Below are 17,181 nucleotides of genomic sequence, written 5' to 3'. Positions count from 1 at the left end.
CCGGCTTCATGGAAGCCTTTCTGGACTATGTGATCAAGGGACTGGTCTCGCGGCCGGAGGCGGTTTCCATCCGCTCGGTGCGCCGCGGGGGAACCGTGGTCTACGAGGTCCGGGTGGACCCGGCGGACATGGGCAAGGTGATCGGCAAGAACGGCGTCACCATCAACGCCATCCGGTCGCTGGTTCTGGCCGGCGGAGGCAAACGCGGCCAGCATTGCGTGGTGGAGGTCAGCGAGGCGGGCAGGCGTTAGTCGGGCCGGCCTCCTGTCAATCGGGCCGGGAAACGCATGCGGATTGATGTGCTGACGTTGTTCCCGGGGATGTTCACCGGCCCGATGGATGAAAGCATTTTGAAACGGGCCCGGGCGACGGGGAAGTTGGACCTGCGGATTTATAATCTGCGGGACTTCACCCACGACCGGCACCGCACCGTGGACGATCGCCCCTTTGGCGGGGGCCCGGGCATGGTGCTGAAGCCCGAACCGATCTTTGAAGCTGTGGAGACGTTGAAGGCGGAGGGCGATCCGCCGTGGGTGATTCTGTTGTCGCCCGCCGGTCGGGTCTTTCATCAGGGCATCGCACGCGAACTGGCCCAACGCCCGCGTCTGCTGCTCATCTGCGGCAGCTACGAGGGTGTGGACGAGCGGGTGCGCGAGGCCCTGGTGGACGACGAACTGTCCATCGGCGACTATGTGCTCACCAACGGCGCGTTGCCGGCCATGGTGATTATTGACGCCGTGACGCGTCTGCTGCCGGGCGTGCTGGGCGACGAGGAAAGCGCCGTGGACGAATCGTTCAGCCGGGGTTTGCTGGAGTATCCGCAGTACACCCGGCCGGCCGAGTTCCGCGGGATGCGGGTCCCGGAGGTGCTGCTCTCCGGCAACCACGCCGCCATCGCACAATGGCGGGCCGAACAGGCGCGACGCCGCACGGCTGAACGCCGGCCCGACCTGTGGGCGCGTTGGTTGCGGGAGCATCCCGGGGCCGGCTCACCGGCAGATCCGGAGGCACGGCCCCCGGATTCCACCGGCAGCGCCCGGGCCAATCCCGGTGACACCGGGGAAAACACCCGCTAGGCCCGCCCCACGCCACGCTCCCGGATTCTGCGGACGGAGGAAGGAGTCATCATGAACCAGGCATTGTTGGACAAGATCGAGTCGGAACAGTTCCGCAAGGACAAACCGGACTTTGCGGTCGGCGACACCGTGCGGGTGCACACCCGCGTGGTGGAGGGTGACAAGGAACGCATTCAGGTCTTCACCGGCGTGGTGATTGCGCGCCGCGGCCGGGGTCTGAACGAGACCTTTACCGTGCGCCGCATCAGCTACGGTGAAGGCGTGGAACGGGTGTTCCCCCTGCACTCGCCCCGGATCGAGAAGATCGAGGTGGAGCGCCGTGGCAAGGTGCGCCGCGCCAAGCTCACCTATCTGCGCAAGCGCGTCGGCCGTACCGCCCTGCTGGTGCCCGAGAAGGAGTCACCCGCCCAACAAGCTCAAAAGTCCGGGGCAAAGTCCAAAGCGGCCCCGAAAGGTGAGGAGCAAGCCGGAGGGAATCCGCCGGCTTCGTCCTGACATCGACGCCCCGGCGCGTCGGTGGACGGCCGGCTCAAACGGTCGGGGCCCGTCCGGAGTCCATCGGCAGGAAACGTCAGCCGGCTTCAATCCCGGCAGGGTGAACGCGCCTGTCGGGCTTTTTATTTGCCCGGGTTGGCCCCGCGATGACGCAATTCGACGGCGTACAGGCCGGTGCTGGCCGTGATGAAAAGGGTCTTCCGATCCCGCCCGCCAAAGCAGACGTTGGCCACCCAGCGTTCCGGCACCTCAAGGGTCCCCAGATGCCGGCCCGTCCGATCGAACACCAACACGCCCCGTCCGGTTAGGTAGAGGTGGCCGGCCTCGTCCAGGGTCATCCCGTCCGAACCCGCCTCGCAAAAGAGCCGTTTGCCGGCCAGCGAACCGTCCGGACGAATGTCATAGGCCCACGTGCGGCCCGCACGGATGTCGGCCACATACAACGTCCTGCCGTCGGGCGAACCGATGATGCCGTTGGGCTGCTGCAGATCATCGGCCACGCGGGTGAGCGAGCGGCCGTCGGCGCTCAACCGGTAAACGTGTTGCCCGGGTTGAGGCGGTTCCTTGTGCTTCCACCAGGGGCGCTGGTAATACGGGTCGGTAAAATAAAGGTCCCCATTGGGTGCCACCCAAACATCGTTGGGTCCGTTCAACGGACGGCCTTCAAACTGCCAGGCCAGCACCTCGATTCGTCGCGTGGCCACGTCAATCCTCCACAGGGCATTGGTTTCATCGGCACAGGCAATGAGGCGTCCCTGGCGATCGAAGCACATCCCGTTGGCCCGACCTGCCGGCTGGAGAAACGTGGACAACTGCCCGTCCACGCTCCATTTCAGGATCCGGTTGTTGGGTTGGTCGGTGAAAAACACGTTCCCCTCGGCGTCCGCGGTGGGACCCTCGGTGAACTGAAAGCCATCGGCCAGCTTGCGCACTTTGGCGTCCGGGGCCAACACGGCCTCCAGACCGGCCGGCACTTGAGCGTGCAAGGTCACCGCACACAGCGAGCAGATCAGCCAGGTGAACGTTTTCATGGTTTTAACCGCCCAGCGAGGCGGGGTTGGTCACATCGCCCTTGTTGAAATCCACATACGCTTCCGTCAGGTCCGCGGCGTACATCACGGCCCGGCCGCGGCCCAGGTTGAGCCGGATATGCAGCTCAAACTCCGTGGGGGCCACCGCCCGACACAGTTCCTCAAACGGCACCGAGGTGGGCCGCCCCCGTTTCACACACCACAGCACGTCCTTCGACCCCGGCGCAGCATACCCGATGTCCACCTTCGTTTCCACCACCTGCGCCGTGCTGTAGCCCAGGGCGTCCATGATCCGACCCCAGTTGGGGTCGCCCCCGTGCCAGCTGGTCTTGACCAGGGGACTGTTGGCCACGGCCCGCGCGGCTGCGTCGGCGTCCCGGGCGTTCCGGGCCCCAAACACACGCACCGTCACCACGCGGTGCACGCCCTCCCCATCCCGCACAATCATCCGGGCCAGCTCCAGGCAGGCCCGATGCAACGCGGATTCAAACTGCCGGAACCCCCGGCTTCGTACGGTCCACGGATCGTTCCCGGCGGCGCCGTTTGCCAGCAACAGCACCGTGTCGTTGGTGCTCATGTCGCCGTCCACCGTGATGCAATTGAAGCTGGCCGCCACCGCCCCGGTCAGAGCCGCCTGCAACCAGCGCCGTTCCACCGAAGCGTCCGTGGTGAGAAACGCCAGCATTGTAGCATGTCGCGGCAACGGGGCGGGACGCCGTCCGGTGGGGCTCATGCGCGGATGGATCATGCCGGCGCCCTTGGCAATCCCGCCCAGTCGGTAAGTCCGCCCGCCCACGGTCCATTCGTAGGCGACTTCTTTCGGCCGGGTATCGCTGGTCATGATGGCCTGCGCGGCCATGGCCCCGAACGGGGCGCCCCGTCCCAGCGCGCGGGCCGCCTCCCGAATTCCGGCCTCCACGTTCTCCATGGGCAGCGGAACCCCGATCCGGCCCGTGCTGGCCACCAACACCTCCTGCGGGCGAATCCCCAACACCTCCGCTGCCACACGAGCCATGGTCCGGGCGTCAGCCAACCCTTGAGGGCCCGTGCAAGCATTTGCGTTCCCGGAGTTCGCCACCACCGCACGGGCCACCCCCCGACGCACCACCTCACGACACACCTTCACCGGCGCAGCCACCACCTGGTTGGTGGTGAACATCCCCGCCACCAACGCCGGTCGATCGGACACAATCAGCGCCAGATCCGGTTTGGGCCCGCGATCCGACCCTTTGCCCGTGCCCAATCGTTTGATGTTACAAAACACACCGGCCGCCTGGTAACCCAGTGGCGCAGTTACCGAACCTTCAACCTCACGCATATCGCCTTGCTCCCGCCGGACACCGGGAAACGTCCCGCCCGGTCGCCGGCACCGACCCGGTGCAACCGGATCCACAAAACCACGCAGCGCAGTTAACGGTAGTCCGATCCCCCGGGCAAGCCGGCTCTGGTTCAGCACCGGCCAGCACCCGGCCGACCCGGGGCCGGCTCCGGATTCAGCCCGGAAACCCTCCTGCCGGCGGGACACCCGTTTCCGCCCAGAACCGGCGCTCGGCCTCCGACCAATCGACGCCCAACCGATGCCGCATTACGGCCAAACCCACCACCGGAGGATGCGCCCGACCCGAACGCATGCGCTCCTCGACCTGCTCCAGTGCTTCAAACAACAAACGGTTGGCTGCCTCATACCCAAGCCCGGTCAATTGGCAGATATACCGTGTGGCGCGGTCAATCAGCTTGCCGTTGGACGGCACCACCCAGGTCATCACGTTGCCCATCACCCGGCCGAGGCGGGCCATGGTCGCGGTGGAAACCGCGTTCAACATCATCTTCACAACCACCCGCGTCGGCCCGCCCAACCAGAACTCCTCCGCCGCAGTACGAAAACCGGCAACAAAGCCACCCCCTTTCCACTCCCTCAACCACGTTCGCCCGTTTTCCCACACCTGCGGCGGCGCCACGAGGACAAGCCCTGCACCGGCCCCCGCAGCCCTCGCTTCTTCCCAACGCCTGCGCAGAAACCCCTCCGGCCGGCAGAGGAACGGCAGATCCTCCGGCCCTGCCAGGCACACTGCCCCGTCCCCGGGCCCCAAGGGCCGGTCCGACAACCCGTCCTCACCAATTCGAAACCGCAGCAGCTCCTCCAGCCGGATCCGCCCCAGGGTCTCCCACACGCCCGCCACCCGCTCCGGTGGCACCAGCGACCGGACTTCGTCCCGGGTCCACTCCAGGCAGACCGGCGGTCGTTTGAACACGTAACTCCAGGCGCGGACCGAGTCCGGTTGGGGCACGTAAAGAAACGCCCACGAGGGCGCCGCGGTCGTATCCCCGTGCTTGCGAAAGGCCGGCAAACTGAAGGTGGGCGTCCGCTCGGCCGTGTCGGTCAAAAGATCCGCCGCGAGGGAGCCGGCGTAATAATTGACCCTGCCGCCGCGGCGGTAGACTTCGCACTCCATGGTCACCCACCGGGTCAGCGCCTGCAGACCCGGCCCGGATGCCAGCTGCCGCCACATCCACTGCATCGCCTCACCAAACCGGGCCGGCAACGATTCCGGTGCCTCGCCGTCGGTAGCGCCGCCGTACCCCGGGGGCCGAACCCGGCCGCTCCACCGCAACACCAGCTCCAGCACCGTCACCAGCACGGCCAGCTCGATGCTCGTCGCCTGCATGCGGGTTGAACCCGTCACCGCCATCGGGCCGGTCGTCAGGTTCCACTTCCGGATCCGCGGCTCATCGAGCACCCGGTGGCTCCGTTCGACGTGCTTGCGCAACAGTTCATCCGGGTTGTTGTAGACGAAATATGGCGTGGCCCCGGCCTCCAACGCCGCCCAGGCCGTCCCGATGACAAACGGTGTCTCGCCCCCTTCCGTCACCGCGAACACCACATCCCCTTCCTGCACACCCGCGTCCCGCAGCTGTTTGCGGCCCATGCCCTCATGATCCTCAAATCCCTCCACCGACCGCACAAAGGCATAGTCGCCGCCCGCCATCACCGGCACGGCGCGCCTCTCCCAATCCGCAGCAGTGTCGGGGTCCGACCAGCCCGCCCGGGCCGCGCGCTGCCAAAACTCCCGCCAGATCGCCACCAGCAACACGCCCAACCTGCCCGTGGCCCCGCAACCCGTGAAAAACAGGCGCCCACCCCGCGCCAATGCCGCCACCACCTCCCGCCCCACCGCCAGGATCCGACCCGACCGCACCTCGGCGGTGTAGCGGTCCAGGACGTCTTCATCCACCTGGAACAACAGCCGCAACGCCTCGCCAACGTCGGCCCGCGCCACCTCCCCGAGCCCCATCGTCAAGGGATGCGGCTGTTCCGTTGTCAACGTGCCCAATCGGTACCGCTCCGCCTCGGCAAGAAAAGCGGCGGACCGTTCCGCGGCAGTTTGCGATCGAGAACCCGAGTCTTGCATGATCCGCTCCATCGAGCACCCGCGGGAACCTGACTTCGACCTGCCCGGCACGCAGCGTGAATCGCTCCCCATAACCTGCGCAAGCGGAAGTTGACCTGAACCGGCCCGGCCCCGGTCGGGGCATCGTCCGCCCCGGACTTTGGCAGCTTCACCAGTTTCCGCACCGCCTCGACAAACCCACCCGCCAGCCGCCGCTGCACCCTCCATTCAACGTCGCAAGCACACACGGGCATCAAGAAGGTTCCTCACGCCGGGGCCTCCCCCGTTCGCCCACTGCAACGTTCGAACACCCGGGCCACTCTCCGCCTCCGGAACAGCCCCCCGCCGCGCCCTGCTCCGACCCACGGCGCGTCTCCCACGGACCGGGCGCTTGACGAACTTCAGCCTGAACGATTCCATCAGCTCCCGTGAAACTCTCGCTGCGAACGGAATATGCCCTGCGCGCGTTGATGACCCTGGCCGAGGCACCAAATCAGGCCCTGCTACGGATCCAGGCCATCGCCGAACGCCAGCGCATCCCCAAAAGGTTTCTGGAACAAATCCTCAACGACCTGCGCAGCGGCGGCCTGGTGGAAAGCCGGCGCGGCGTCAGCGGCGGCTATCGGCTGGCCCGCCCCGCCCACACCATCACCGTCCGAGAGGTGATCCAGCAGTTTGAACCGGCCGGAACCACCGCCGGCAGGGCCGGCAGTGCAACCGACGCCGCCACACCCGAAGAGGAAGCGCTCCGCGACCTCTGGAGCCGCGCCAGCGCCGCCATGCTGGCCGTGTTCGAAAAGGAGACCCTGGCCAGCCTCTGCCAACGCGCCGCGGAACTGCGCCGAATGCGCGGCGAACCCATGGACTATGTCATCTGAACGACCGTTCCATCCCGGCAGTCATCGACCCGCCATGCGGGCAAGCCAGGTCTTGAACCACCTCCCGCCCCACCGGCCCGCCGGCCCACACGAGCCCCAACTTCACCCGATCCCGCCTCTCCAAGCCGCATGGGTTGGATTGTAACTTCTTCTCCGTCCGGAGCCGCCCCCGAAGGCCCTCCGGAGCTGCCCCTGGCCTGGGTCACCGGCGCCGCCGGGTTGCTGGGGCACGCCCTGGTCCGCGCCGCCACGGCTCCCGAATTGCCCTGGAGAGTTCGTCCCCTGACCCGTCAGGATCTGGATCTGACCGATTTCCCGGCACTTCGCCGGCTTTACCATCGCGATTCGCCGGCCCTGATCATCCATTGCGCCGCCATCAGCCGGACCGCCGCGTGCGAGGTCGACCCCGCCACGGCCCGACTCGTCAATGTGGAGGTCACACGGCAACTGACGGAATTGGCCGGGTCGGCCCGGTTTGTGTTTTTCTCCACCGACCTGGTATTCGACGGTCGGAAAGGGCAGTACCGCGAGGACGATCCGGTCCACCCGCTCAGTGTCTATGCGGAAACCAAGGTCGCAGCAGAAGAACGGGTCCGACAGCATCCCCGACATCTGATCGTGCGAACCTCTCTGAACCTGGGCCGGTCGCCCCGGGGCGACCGCGCTTTCAACGAAGAATTGCGCCGGGCATGGGCTTCCGGACGCGTCACCCGACTGTTCACGGATGAGTTCCGCAGCCCCATCGCGGCCACGGAGACAGCCCGATTGGTTTGGGCGCTGGTCCAACACCAGGCTACGGGCACCCTCCACGTGGCCGGTGGCGAGCGGCTCTCCCGGTGGGAACTCGGCCAGCTGCTGGCCCGGCATTGGCCGGACCTCAAACCGCTCATGGTGCCCGCCTCACAAAAGGATCAGCCCGGCCCGCCCCGGCCGCCGGACACCTCCCTGAACTGCGCCAAAGCCGAGACGTTGCTCGGCCAACCCATGCCCGCGTTCAGCTCCTGGCTGGCAAGTCAACCCCCGGGCACGTTGTAAAACCGCAGGGCCATGAACTCCGGACCAAGCAGCATCCCGCCGTTGCCAGGGCCGAAAACCTACCGCGGCCGTCTGGCACCCTCACCCACCGGCCTCCTTCACCTGGGCCACGCCCGTACCTTTTGGGTGGCCCAGGAACGGGCACGCGCCGCCGGGGGTATGCTGGTGCTCCGAATCGAGGACCTGGACCGGGAACGATGCAGGGCGCATTGGACGGAAGCGATGCTGGAAGATCTGCGCTGGTTCGGCTTCCAGTGGCAGGAAGGACCCGATCTGGGCGGCCCGTTCGGTCCGTATTGCCAGAGCCAACGGCTCGCCCTGTACGCCGACGCACTCGCGAAACTCAAGGAAGCCGGCTGGGTGTACCCCTGCCGCTGTTCCCGACGCGAAGTGCGGGCCGCCGCCCGTGCCCCGCACGCCGCCGATGAGGATGAACCCATTTACCCGGGCACCTGCCGACCCGTCGCCGGTGCACCCCCACCCACGCCCGACGGACGGGTTCATTGGCGATTCCGCGTGCCCGAGGGAAAGGTCATCGAGTTCATCGACGGCGCCTGCGGTCCGCAACGATTCGTCGCAGGCGTGGACTTTGGGGACTTCATCGTCTGGCGCAGCGATGGTGTGCCCGCCTACCAACTGGCCTGCGTGGTCGACGACGCCGCCATGCAAATCACCGAAGTGGTCCGCGGCGCCGACCTCCTCAAATCCACCGCGCGACAACTTCTGTTGTACCGGGCGCTCGGCCTCCAGCCCCCGGACTTCTTTCACTGTCCCCTGGTCACAGACGCGCACGGCCACCGCCTGGCCAAACGCCACGACGCACTCAGCTTGCGCACCCTCCGCGCCCGCGGCTGGCAACCCGAACAAATCCGCCAGCGGTGGGCCGAGTCGGACCTGCTCCAGACCTTCTCCGCGCCTGCTGCCACCTGACACGTCCGGCGCCTGCCCGGCGTGACATGCCGCTGTCCCGCCATGAGACAGCCCATCTCAAATCCTGGACAGATTCGATGGCCCGTCGGCCTCCCCTGCCGGACCGCTTGAGCATAAACCCGGCTCAAGAAGGCCGGGACCCGGCCGGCGCCCACCCTCCACCGTCGGGTGGTATCCCAGTTGCTGCCCATCCAGACACGCAACAGATCAGGATGCGAGGCAACGCATGGGGCGAACCCTGAGGATTCTCCATCTCGAGGACGACATGGATTACGCGGCCCTTGTGGCCGCATGGCTGGAGGAAGCCGGCTGGAACGCTCAGATCACCGCGGTCAGCAGTCTGGACGATTTCCGCGACAGCCTGGTCCGGGATACGTTCGACCTCATTCTCAGCGACTTTCACCTTCCTGCCTGTTCGGGGCTGGAAGCCCTGGCACTGGCCCGTCAGCTCAGCCCCGAGACACCCTTCATCCTTCTGTCCGGCACCGCCGGCGAGGCCGCCGCCGTGGAAAGCCTCCGGCAGGGTGCCACCGATTACGTGCTGAAACAGTGGACCGACCGGCTCCTGCCAGCCGTCGAACGTGCCCTCCACCTGACCGAGGAACGACGCCGGTTGCGCGCCCTGCAGGAGGAAATCGGCCGCCAACAACGCCTCATGCGGGCCCTGACCGAAAACGTCCTGGACCTGGTCGTGTTGCTGGATCCGCACGGGCGCATCCGGTACGCCAGCCCTTCGGCCCGGGCCGTGCTGGGCTACGAACCCGAGGGCTGGATCGGTCAGGACTGGTGCGAATTCGTCCACCCCGAGGACGTCGGCGCCCTGCGGTCCGCCTTCGAGTCCCTGCACTCGGCCGAAACCCGGCCCGTCCGGGTCGAATTCCGCATCTGCCACAGGGACGGTCGCTGGCGCCACATGGAGTCCATCCTCCAAAACCGCCTCCACGAACCCGACCTGGCCGGTCTCCTCATGACCTGCCGCGATATCACCGAACGCAAACAGGCCGAGGAACGTTTCCGCGCCCTGTTCGAAAACTCGCCCGACGCCATCTTCGTGCTGGATCTGAACGGCCTGGTGCGCGACGCCAACGCCGCAGCCCGCAAGCTGACCGGCACCTCGCGCGAAGACCTCCCCGGCCGGTGCTGGTTCGATTTCCTCCCCGACGCAGAACGTCCCACCGCCCGACTCCTCTGGCGGCAGCTCGCCGCCGGTGCATCACCCGCAACCGAAAGCCACTGGCAGGGCCCCGAAGACCGCCTCACCCCGGTCGAAATCCGCGCCCGCCTCGTCCACGAAGACAACGACACCTTTGCCCTGTTGATCGTCCGGGACATCAGCGACCGGAAACAAGCCGAGTCGGCCCTGCGCGAATCCGAACGCCTGTTTTTCTCCGTCTGGGAGAATTCCGTGGATGGCATGTGCCTGACCGACGAACAGGGCCATCTGGTGGCGGTCAACGAGGCGTTCTGCCGGCTGGTGGGGATGGACCGCTCCGAACTCGAAGGCCAGCGGTTCACCGTGATCCACCCGCCGGGCCCGCAACAGGCGCTTTTGCTCGGTCAATACCAGCAGGGTTTCAGGGATCGTTCGCTCGAACGCCGGGTGCAACACCGACTCACACTCCGCAACGGCCAGACCCGCGAACTGGAACTGAGCCACACCTTCATCGAATCCGAAGGCCGCCCCGCCCTCCTGCTGACCCTGTTCCGCGACCTCACAGCCCAGAAAGCCCTCGAAGACCAGCTCCGCCACGCCCAAAAAATGGAGGCCATCGGACAACTGGCCGGCGGCATCGCCCACGATTTCAACAACCTCCTCACCGTCATCCAGGGCAACGCCCACCAGCTGCTCCGTTCACACCCGGCCGATTCCCCCACCCACCATGCCGCCCACCAGATCCATCAGGCCGCCGAACGCGCCGCCAACCTCACCCGCCAGTTGCTGACCTTCAGCCGTCGCCAGCCACTCCAGCCCCGAACCCTCGACCTCAACGAGCTGGTCCACCACCTCAGCCGCATGCTTGGACGAATCCTGGGCGAGCACATCGTCCTGCGTTTGCAGTTCTCGCCCCAACCCGCCTGGGTCTTCGCCGACCCCGGCATGCTCGAACAGGTCGTGCTCAACCTGGTGGTCAACGCCCGCGACGCCATGCCCGAAGGTGGTTACCTCGACCTGCGCGTGGCCGTGCTCACCCAGGAAAGCCCCGGACCCGGACCCGCCACCGGACCCGGGCCCGGACCGTGGGTCCGACTCGAGGTCACCGACACCGGCTGCGGCATCCCACCCGAAAACCTCAAGCGCATCTTCGAACCCTTCTTCACCACCAAGGAGGTCGGCAAGGGCACCGGCCTGGGCCTGGCCACGGCCTACAGCATTGTCCAGCAGCACCATGGCTGGATCGAAGTCGAGAGCACCGTCGGTCGCGGCAGTACCTTCCGCGTCTACCTGCCCCACCAGAGCCAGTCCGAGCCGATCCCGGAACCCATGACCTCCGAACCGCCCGAACCCCGGGGCAGCGAAACCATCCTCGTGGTCGAGGACGAACCCTCCGTACGCGAACTCGTGGCCGCTCTGCTGCGGCATTACGGCTACCGCGTGCTCCAGGCCGCCAACGGACCGGAAGCAGTCGAAATCTGGGCGCGCCACCGGGACGAAATCGACCTGCTGCTCACCGACCTGGTCATGCCCAGACGCATGAACGGCCGGCAACTGGCGGAGCGACTCTGGCAGGACCGGCCCGATCTCAAGGTCATTTTCACCAGCGGCTACAGCGCCGAGGTTGTGGGCGAAGACTTCCTCCAACGCCCGGGCATCGTCTACCTGCAAAAACCCTATCCACCGGCTCAACTGGCCCGCGTGGTCCGCCAAACCCTCGACGAATCCCCCGTCACCGCCTGAGCCACCGGCGTTCCCACCCGCCGGCCCCGTTCCGCCTCTGCCCGGCGTGTCTCATCGCCGGAACAACCACAGCAACATCGTCAACACCAGGCTCAGAAGCAGGCACGTCACAATGGGGAAGTGAAGGCTGAAGTTCCCTCGCGTGTAGTGGATGTCGCCGGGCAATCGGCCCAGCCAACCGCGGCCCCAGCCGGTCCACAGCAACACCCCCACCACCGCCAGCATCAGCCCCGCCATCACCAACAGCTTGCCCAGCTCCTTCATCGCGTGAAAGTCCATCGGTTCCATTGCACTTGCACGCCTCCCGGCACCGACAGCATCATTAGACGGCCGCGCCTGCACCCCGCAAGACCCAACCCGTAACCAGGGATCAGCCCGCCCCACCCCGCGTCCGCCTGCCCCGCCAACCATATTGCACCCCCGTGAGGCTGCCTCCCTGCCCCGCGCAAGTTCCATCCCCACCCCTTCGGCCGGAACCCCGGGCGCAACAACCTTAAAATGCGTGCGGTTGCATCCGACCCCGCACCGGGCCATCCTAGAACATGGTTTCGAGGGGCCGATTCAGGGTCGGCAGGCCCGGCCCGAACCGTCGCCCGGCTCCCGCCGAGCCCGCGACGAATTCGCGCCCCGGACAAGCGGCTAACCATGGATCCGAAAACGTCTGTGCACCGTAGTCCGCGACCGTTCACAGGGATCGAACCCGAGGAACTGCTGTTGTCGCTGGCCGTGGAGGTGATTGAAAACGCCGACCGCGAACACCCGGCCGACCGCGTCCTGCGAGAGGTTCTTCACCGCGAGGCCCAGCTTTCCCAGCCGGGCGCCGCACGCGTCAGCCGCTGGGTCTTCCAATATTATCGCTGGCGCGGCTGGCTCAAAAACGAGCGCGGCCTGTTGCGGAAAATCCGCAAGGCCGAGGAACTGGCCGAACGTTTTGAGAAAAACCCCTTCAGTCTCCGGGCCGAAGCCCTACGCGCCAAGGCCGTCCCCTCCTGGGTCCACGAGGTCATGGACGTTTCGGACGCCTGGCTCCGCAGCCTCCAACGCGAACCTAAACTCTTCATCCGCGTCCGGCCCGGCCAGGGCCGCGAACTTGTCGAATCGCTCGGCCACCTGCGGAAAACCTGGCTGCCGGATGCCTACGTTTACGAAGGACGCCGCGACCTGTTCCGGACCCACGAGTTTGCCCAGGGCCGTTTCGAAATCCAGGACATCACCTCCCAACTGGTCGGCCATCTCTGCGCACCGCGACCCGGCGAACTCTGGTGGGACGCATGCGCCGGTGAAGGAGGCAAAACCCTGCATCTGGCCGACCTCATGCAGGGACGCGGCCAGGTCTGGGCCACCGACACCGCGCAATGGCGACTCGAACGGCTCCGTCGCCGCGCGGCCCGGGCGCAGGTCCAGAACTACCAGGCCGCCCACTGGGACGGCGGCCCCGAACGGCCCATGTCGGTCCTCTTCGACGGCGTGCTCGTGGACGCCCCCTGCTCCGGCGTCGGCACCTGGGGACGCAATCCCCACGCCCGCTGGACCACACAATTGCAGGACGTCCACGAACTGGCAGCCCTGCAACGCCGCCTCCTGGAACACGTCGCCCCGGCGGTCAAACCCGGGGGCCGGCTGATCTATGCAGTTTGCACCCTCACCCGGCCGGAAACGATCGAGGTGGTCAACGCATTCCAGGGCGCGCACCCGGAATTCGAACCGCTGCCGCTGCGTTGGCCCCTGCCCGGGTTGCCCGACTGGAGCACACCCACCCTGCTGCTGTGGCCCCAGGACACCGACGGCAACGGCATGTTCATCGCGGCTTGGCGTCGCCGGAAAGACGCCGGGCCGGCCCCGGCTCAATTGGAGCGGAACAGATCGTCGCAACCGGGCGAACCGGCGTCTTCCCAAACCTTGTTGGGGCCGGCCGAACGGATCAGCACCGAGTTGCCCGAGAAATAAAACGCCAGGGGCGTCCCCCACGGATCCACCAGTTCGCCCTTGGCGTTTCGGTCACTCTTCCGAACCGTCAGGATTACCACCTTTTCCGGCCCCTGTCCCAACAGCGCACGCGCGATGTCCAGATTCTGGCCCTCGGGATAATGGCCGGTGAACTCCTTGTACTGCTGCAACGCCAGCAGCAGCTGTCCCGCGTCTTCAACAAACTTCGCCCGTTGGGCGTCCAGCCGTTGAGCAGACCAGCGCAGTGACTGCCAGCCCACCCCCGCCACGGCGGCTCCCAACAGCATGGCCAACCAAACCTTCTTCACAACACCACGATGAGCACGGCCCATGCCAGTCGGGGGCCCGGACCCGGTCAACGCACCGACAACGGTCCGCTCCGTGGCGGGGCCGTGCTGGCCCGAATCGCCAGGGTCACCGGCAAACGCACCGATTCAGCCGGTTGTCTCCGGAGCAACTGCGACATGACGTTCATGGCCGCGTACCCCAACCGCCGTTTCGGCTCCCGCAGGGTGGTCAGAGGCACCCGAAAATGCTCCGCCGCTAGGGTGTTCCCAAAGCCCAGCAGTGAAAGATCCTCCGGAATTCGAACCCCGTGATTCAACAAATACTCCCCGCACCCGATCGCCGTCAGGTCGTTGGAGGCAAACACGGCCGTCACTTCGGGCGCCTCTGCCAACAACTGTGCCCCGGCCTGGACGCCGTCCTCAATGGTGGTGCCACCGGCAAAAACCCACCGGTCCCTCGGTTCCACCCCGGCCTCCAACAGGGCCCGCCGATACCCCTCCCACCGGCGCCGCGCCCAGGGGGCAGCCACCGGCCCCGACAGAAAAGCGATCCGCCGGTGCCCCAGCTCCAACAAGTGCCGGGTCCCCTCGTAAGCGCCCGCATGGTCGTCTCCGGCCACGCTGGGAAACCGCTCGCACGCAGGCGTGGGTTCCCCCAACACCACCACCGGCGTGCCCGACCGGGCCAGCTCTTCGTACACACGCACCTCGCCCTGCAGGCGCGGCGCCGGACTCAGAAACAAACCCTCCACGCGCCGCGACAACATCCGTTCAATGGCCCGTTCCTCGCGCTCCGGAAGGTTCAGCGTGTGCGCGTACAGAAGGTCGTAACCCACCTCGTAGGTCCGCTCCTCCAACGCCAACAACACCCGGGCGTACACGGGATGGGTCACCGCCGGCAACACCACTCCAAACAAACGCGTGGCCCGGGTGCGCAAGCCCCGCGCCACCGAATCCGGCACATAACCCATTTCCCGCGCCAGGGCCTGGATCCGCTGCCGCGTGCCCTCGGCCACGTCCGGCAGATCCCGCAAGGCCTTGGAGACCGTCATCACCGAGACGCCCGCCCGCTCTGCAATGTCTTTCAACCGCACCATGGTCAAAGGGTCGTCCCGCGCCAGTGCAGCTTCGATCGCAACGCCTCGAAAAACGAACTGCCGGTCAGATGCATCAGCCGCACCGTGTGTCGGCTGCGCCGGATCATTACCCGATCCCCCGCCACCAGTTCGGTGATCAGTTCCCCATCGGCGCTCAACACCGCGGTGGGCCGCTGCGTCAACACCTTCACCTCAATCCGGGCGCCGTGGTTCAAAATCAGCGCCCGGTTGCTCAGCGTATGCGGGCAAATCGGCGTCAGGGCAATCACCTGCGCCGTCGGCAACACAATCGCACCACCGGCCGCCAGCGAATAGGCCGTCGAACCCGTGGGGGAACTGATCACCAGACCGTCCCCCCGGTAACAGGTCACCGGATCCCCGTCCACCGTCACGTCCAAATCAATCAACCGCGATTCACTGCCGTGACTGATCACCACGTCGTTCAGGGCCCGACACCGATACCGCCGCCCGCCGTGCTCGGCCGTGGCCTCCAACAACGTGCGTCGCTCGAAGGTGAACCGGCCCGACCAGATCCGATCCAGCGCCTCCGGCAGTTGACGGGACGACACCGCCGTCAGGAACCCCAGCCCCCCGATGTTGATCCCCAGGATCGGCGTGGACAGGCCGGCAATCTCGCGCGCCACACGCAGCATGGTGCCGTCCCCGCCACACACCAGCAGCAGGTCCACCTTCCCCGCCAGCGCCGCCGCATCGGGATGAACCTCGGCCTCCTGACGCGTCAACCGCTGCGTGGCGGCGTCCATGGCCACTTGCCGACCCGCTTCCCGGATCAGGCGCGCCGCCGCCCTCACCACCCGGGCACAGGCCGGTTTCTCCACATTCCCCACCAGCCCGACCCGCCGAATGCGTTCACCGCGGTTTTTCAAGGTGCACCAGAAACTCCACGTTGCCGGCCGGGCCCCGCAGGGGCGATTCCACCACCCCATGCCAGACCAGGCCCAGCTGTTCCGTCACAAACACCCGCAGTTCCTCCAGCACCCGGGCGTGAATGGCCGGATCGCGAATCACGCCCCGGCCCCGCGCCGCCTCCCGCCGGCCCGCCTCAAACTGCGGTTTGACCAACGCCACGATTCTACCCCCCGGCCGCACCAAGGCAACGGCAACGGGCAGAATCAGCCGCAGGGAAATGAAGGAACAGTCCGCCACCACCAGGTCCACCGGCTCAAACGGCACGGGAAACCGGTCCGGACTCAAATACCGCGCATTGCACCCCTCCATCACCACCACGCGCGGATCCTGCCGGAGCTTCCAGGCCAGTTGGCCGTGACCCACATCCACGGCGTACACCTGCCGCGCCCCATGCTGCAACAGACAATCGGTGAATCCCCCCGTGGAAGCGCCCAGATCCACCGCGCGCCAGCCGGTCGGATCCAGCCCGAACCCGCGCAGGGCCGCTTCCAGTTTGTAGCCGCCCCGGCTCACGTAACGCTCCGGCGCCTCCAGCTCCACCACATCCGTGGCCCGGACCGGGTCGGAGGGTTTGCGCGCAGGCTGGCCGTTGATGCGCACCCGGCCGGCCAGGACGGCCCGACGGGCCTGTTCCCGACTGGAACACAACCCGCGCGCCACCAGGGCCTGGTCGAGTCGCAACGTCCCGGACACCTTCACCTGTCGGTGTCAGGCTGCCGGGCGTAACGGAGATGTCAACACCCGCTGAAACGTGGTCTCGTAGGCGTGGAGGAACAGTTCCTTGTCGGCCACGGCCTTTTCGATGAGCTGCCGGATCAGAAACAGCTCCGAACTGTTGATCACGGCATGGACGCTCTGCTGAAAGGCCTGCAGCGGCATGAACGTCTGAAAAGAATCCCCCAGCAGAATGACCGTGGCGTGCCGGCGCTGGCCCATGGGCATCTGCTGCAGCGCCCGCAAGCTCAGGTTTTCCTCGATCGAATTGGCCGCAAACAGCTCCTCCAGGACCACCACCTGGTAGCGGATTTGGTGAAACCGCGCCAGGAAATCGCCGTGCGTGGCGGCGGTGTGCACCTTGTAACCCAGCTCCAGCAGGGCCGCCCGGACGGCCTCCAGCCATTCCGGTGTCGAAAAAGCCACCAACGCCGGCTTGTCCGTGGCACTCAGGAATTCGAAACGCTCGGCCATGG

17 protein-coding genes are annotated in these 17,181 nt (G+C 66.7%); 8 read left to right on the top strand and 9 right to left on the bottom strand.

The genetic code is table 11. The annotated features are described in order from the left end of the window. Positions 1-8 precede the first annotated feature (8 nt). Genes G4L39_RS12920 through rplS form a run of 3 tightly spaced genes read left to right on the top strand, consistent with a single transcriptional unit; the run spans position 9 to position 1,571 of the window. Entirely contained in the window at positions 9-251 is a 243-nt protein-coding gene (locus tag G4L39_RS12920) for a KH domain-containing protein (RefSeq protein WP_165108716.1), read from the top strand. A gap of 36 nt (positions 252-287) precedes the next feature. Continuing rightward, positions 288-1,076, top strand: a complete 789-nt coding sequence (gene trmD / locus G4L39_RS12915) for a tRNA (guanosine(37)-N1)-methyltransferase TrmD (RefSeq protein WP_165108714.1) — start codon at positions 288-290, stop codon at positions 1,074-1,076. Positions 1,077-1,127: 51 nt separating this feature from the next. Next, positions 1,128-1,571 (top strand): 50S ribosomal protein L19, encoded by a 444-nt coding sequence (gene rplS / locus G4L39_RS12910; protein WP_165108712.1) that lies wholly within the window; start codon positions 1,128-1,130, stop codon positions 1,569-1,571. A 122-nt stretch (positions 1,572-1,693) separates the two neighbouring features. Here rplS and G4L39_RS12905 read toward each other — a convergent pair whose 3' ends face one another. From G4L39_RS12905 to G4L39_RS12895, 3 genes are all read right to left on the bottom strand, one after another. Further along, positions 1,694-2,602, bottom strand: coding sequence for an SMP-30/gluconolactonase/LRE family protein (locus G4L39_RS12905; RefSeq protein ID WP_165108710.1), 909 nt, complete (start codon positions 2,600-2,602; stop codon positions 1,694-1,696). A 4-nt stretch (positions 2,603-2,606) separates the two neighbouring features. Beyond that, entirely contained in the window at positions 2,607-3,920 is a 1,314-nt protein-coding gene (argJ, locus tag G4L39_RS12900; protein ID WP_165108708.1) for a bifunctional glutamate N-acetyltransferase/amino-acid acetyltransferase ArgJ, read from the bottom strand. 175 nt (positions 3,921-4,095) lie between these two features. After that, complete coding sequence (locus G4L39_RS12895; RefSeq protein WP_165108706.1) at positions 4,096-5,925, bottom strand: hypothetical protein; 1,830 nt, start codon at positions 5,923-5,925, stop codon at positions 4,096-4,098. Between the two features lie 494 nt (positions 5,926-6,419). On the opposite strand from G4L39_RS12895, the gene G4L39_RS12890 reads away from it, so the two are divergent. The 4 genes from G4L39_RS12890 to G4L39_RS12875 all read left to right on the top strand — a co-directional run bounded on the left by G4L39_RS12890 (position 6,420) and on the right by G4L39_RS12875 (position 11,730). Further along, positions 6,420-6,869 (top strand): Rrf2 family transcriptional regulator, encoded by a 450-nt coding sequence (locus tag G4L39_RS12890; protein ID WP_165108704.1) that lies wholly within the window; start codon positions 6,420-6,422, stop codon positions 6,867-6,869. Between the two features lie 129 nt (positions 6,870-6,998). After that, complete coding sequence (locus tag G4L39_RS12885) at positions 6,999-7,904, top strand: SDR family oxidoreductase (RefSeq protein ID WP_240893995.1); 906 nt, start codon at positions 6,999-7,001, stop codon at positions 7,902-7,904. A gap of 12 nt (positions 7,905-7,916) precedes the next feature. Beyond that, a complete protein-coding gene (gluQRS, locus tag G4L39_RS12880) occupies positions 7,917-8,834 on the top strand; it encodes a tRNA glutamyl-Q(34) synthetase GluQRS (RefSeq protein ID WP_165108702.1) in 918 nt (305 codons plus the stop codon). A 226-nt stretch (positions 8,835-9,060) separates the two neighbouring features. Then, positions 9,061-11,730, top strand: a complete 2,670-nt coding sequence (locus tag G4L39_RS12875) for a hybrid sensor histidine kinase/response regulator (RefSeq protein ID WP_165108700.1) — start codon at positions 9,061-9,063, stop codon at positions 11,728-11,730. Between the two features lie 51 nt (positions 11,731-11,781). On the opposite strand, the gene G4L39_RS12870 is transcribed toward G4L39_RS12875, so the two are convergent. Further along, positions 11,782-12,018 carry a DUF2905 domain-containing protein gene (locus G4L39_RS12870; protein WP_240893994.1) on the bottom strand — a complete coding sequence of 79 codons (237 nt, stop codon included), beginning with the start codon at positions 12,016-12,018 and terminating at the stop codon, positions 11,782-11,784. A gap of 375 nt (positions 12,019-12,393) precedes the next feature. On the opposite strand from G4L39_RS12870, the gene G4L39_RS12865 reads away from it, so the two are divergent. Beyond that, positions 12,394-13,677, top strand: coding sequence for an RsmB/NOP family class I SAM-dependent RNA methyltransferase (locus G4L39_RS12865; RefSeq protein WP_205881002.1), 1,284 nt, complete (start codon positions 12,394-12,396; stop codon positions 13,675-13,677). On the opposite strand, the gene G4L39_RS12860 is transcribed toward G4L39_RS12865, so the two are convergent. Genes G4L39_RS12860 through G4L39_RS12840 form a run of 5 tightly spaced genes read right to left on the bottom strand, consistent with a single transcriptional unit; the run spans position 13,575 to position 17,179 of the window. Beyond that, positions 13,575-13,985: a hypothetical protein gene (locus G4L39_RS12860; protein ID WP_165108696.1), complete on the bottom strand. Its 411-nt coding sequence runs from the start codon at positions 13,983-13,985 to the stop codon at positions 13,575-13,577. The two genes, G4L39_RS12865 and G4L39_RS12860, sit on opposite strands and share 103 nt — an antisense overlap. Before the next feature lie 47 nt (positions 13,986-14,032). Then, the gene (locus G4L39_RS12855) at positions 14,033-15,061 is read right to left on the bottom strand and encodes a LacI family DNA-binding transcriptional regulator (protein ID WP_165108694.1); all 1,029 of its coding nucleotides are present in this window, start codon (positions 15,059-15,061) and stop codon (positions 14,033-14,035) included. A gap of 2 nt (positions 15,062-15,063) precedes the next feature. Then, on the bottom strand, positions 15,064-15,948 hold the full coding sequence (locus tag G4L39_RS12850) for an NAD(+)/NADH kinase (RefSeq protein WP_240893993.1): 885 nt from the start codon (positions 15,946-15,948) through the stop codon (positions 15,064-15,066). Continuing rightward, positions 15,932-16,690 carry a TlyA family RNA methyltransferase gene (locus tag G4L39_RS12845; protein WP_343203337.1) on the bottom strand — a complete coding sequence of 253 codons (759 nt, stop codon included), beginning with the start codon at positions 16,688-16,690 and terminating at the stop codon, positions 15,932-15,934. The genes G4L39_RS12850 and G4L39_RS12845 overlap by 17 nt, the downstream gene beginning before the upstream one ends. Before the next feature lie 9 nt (positions 16,691-16,699). Further along, on the bottom strand, positions 16,700-17,179 hold the full coding sequence (locus G4L39_RS12840; protein ID WP_165108692.1) for a hypothetical protein: 480 nt from the start codon (positions 17,177-17,179) through the stop codon (positions 16,700-16,702). Positions 17,180-17,181: the final 2 nt, after the last annotated feature.

Origin of the sequence: Limisphaera ngatamarikiensis (assembly GCF_011044775.1) — a bacterium.
GTDB lineage: Bacteria > Verrucomicrobiota > Verrucomicrobiia > Limisphaerales > Limisphaeraceae > Limisphaera > Limisphaera ngatamarikiensis.
Note: the sequence above shows the minus strand (reverse complement) of the source record. Positions and strands in the feature narration are given on the sequence as shown.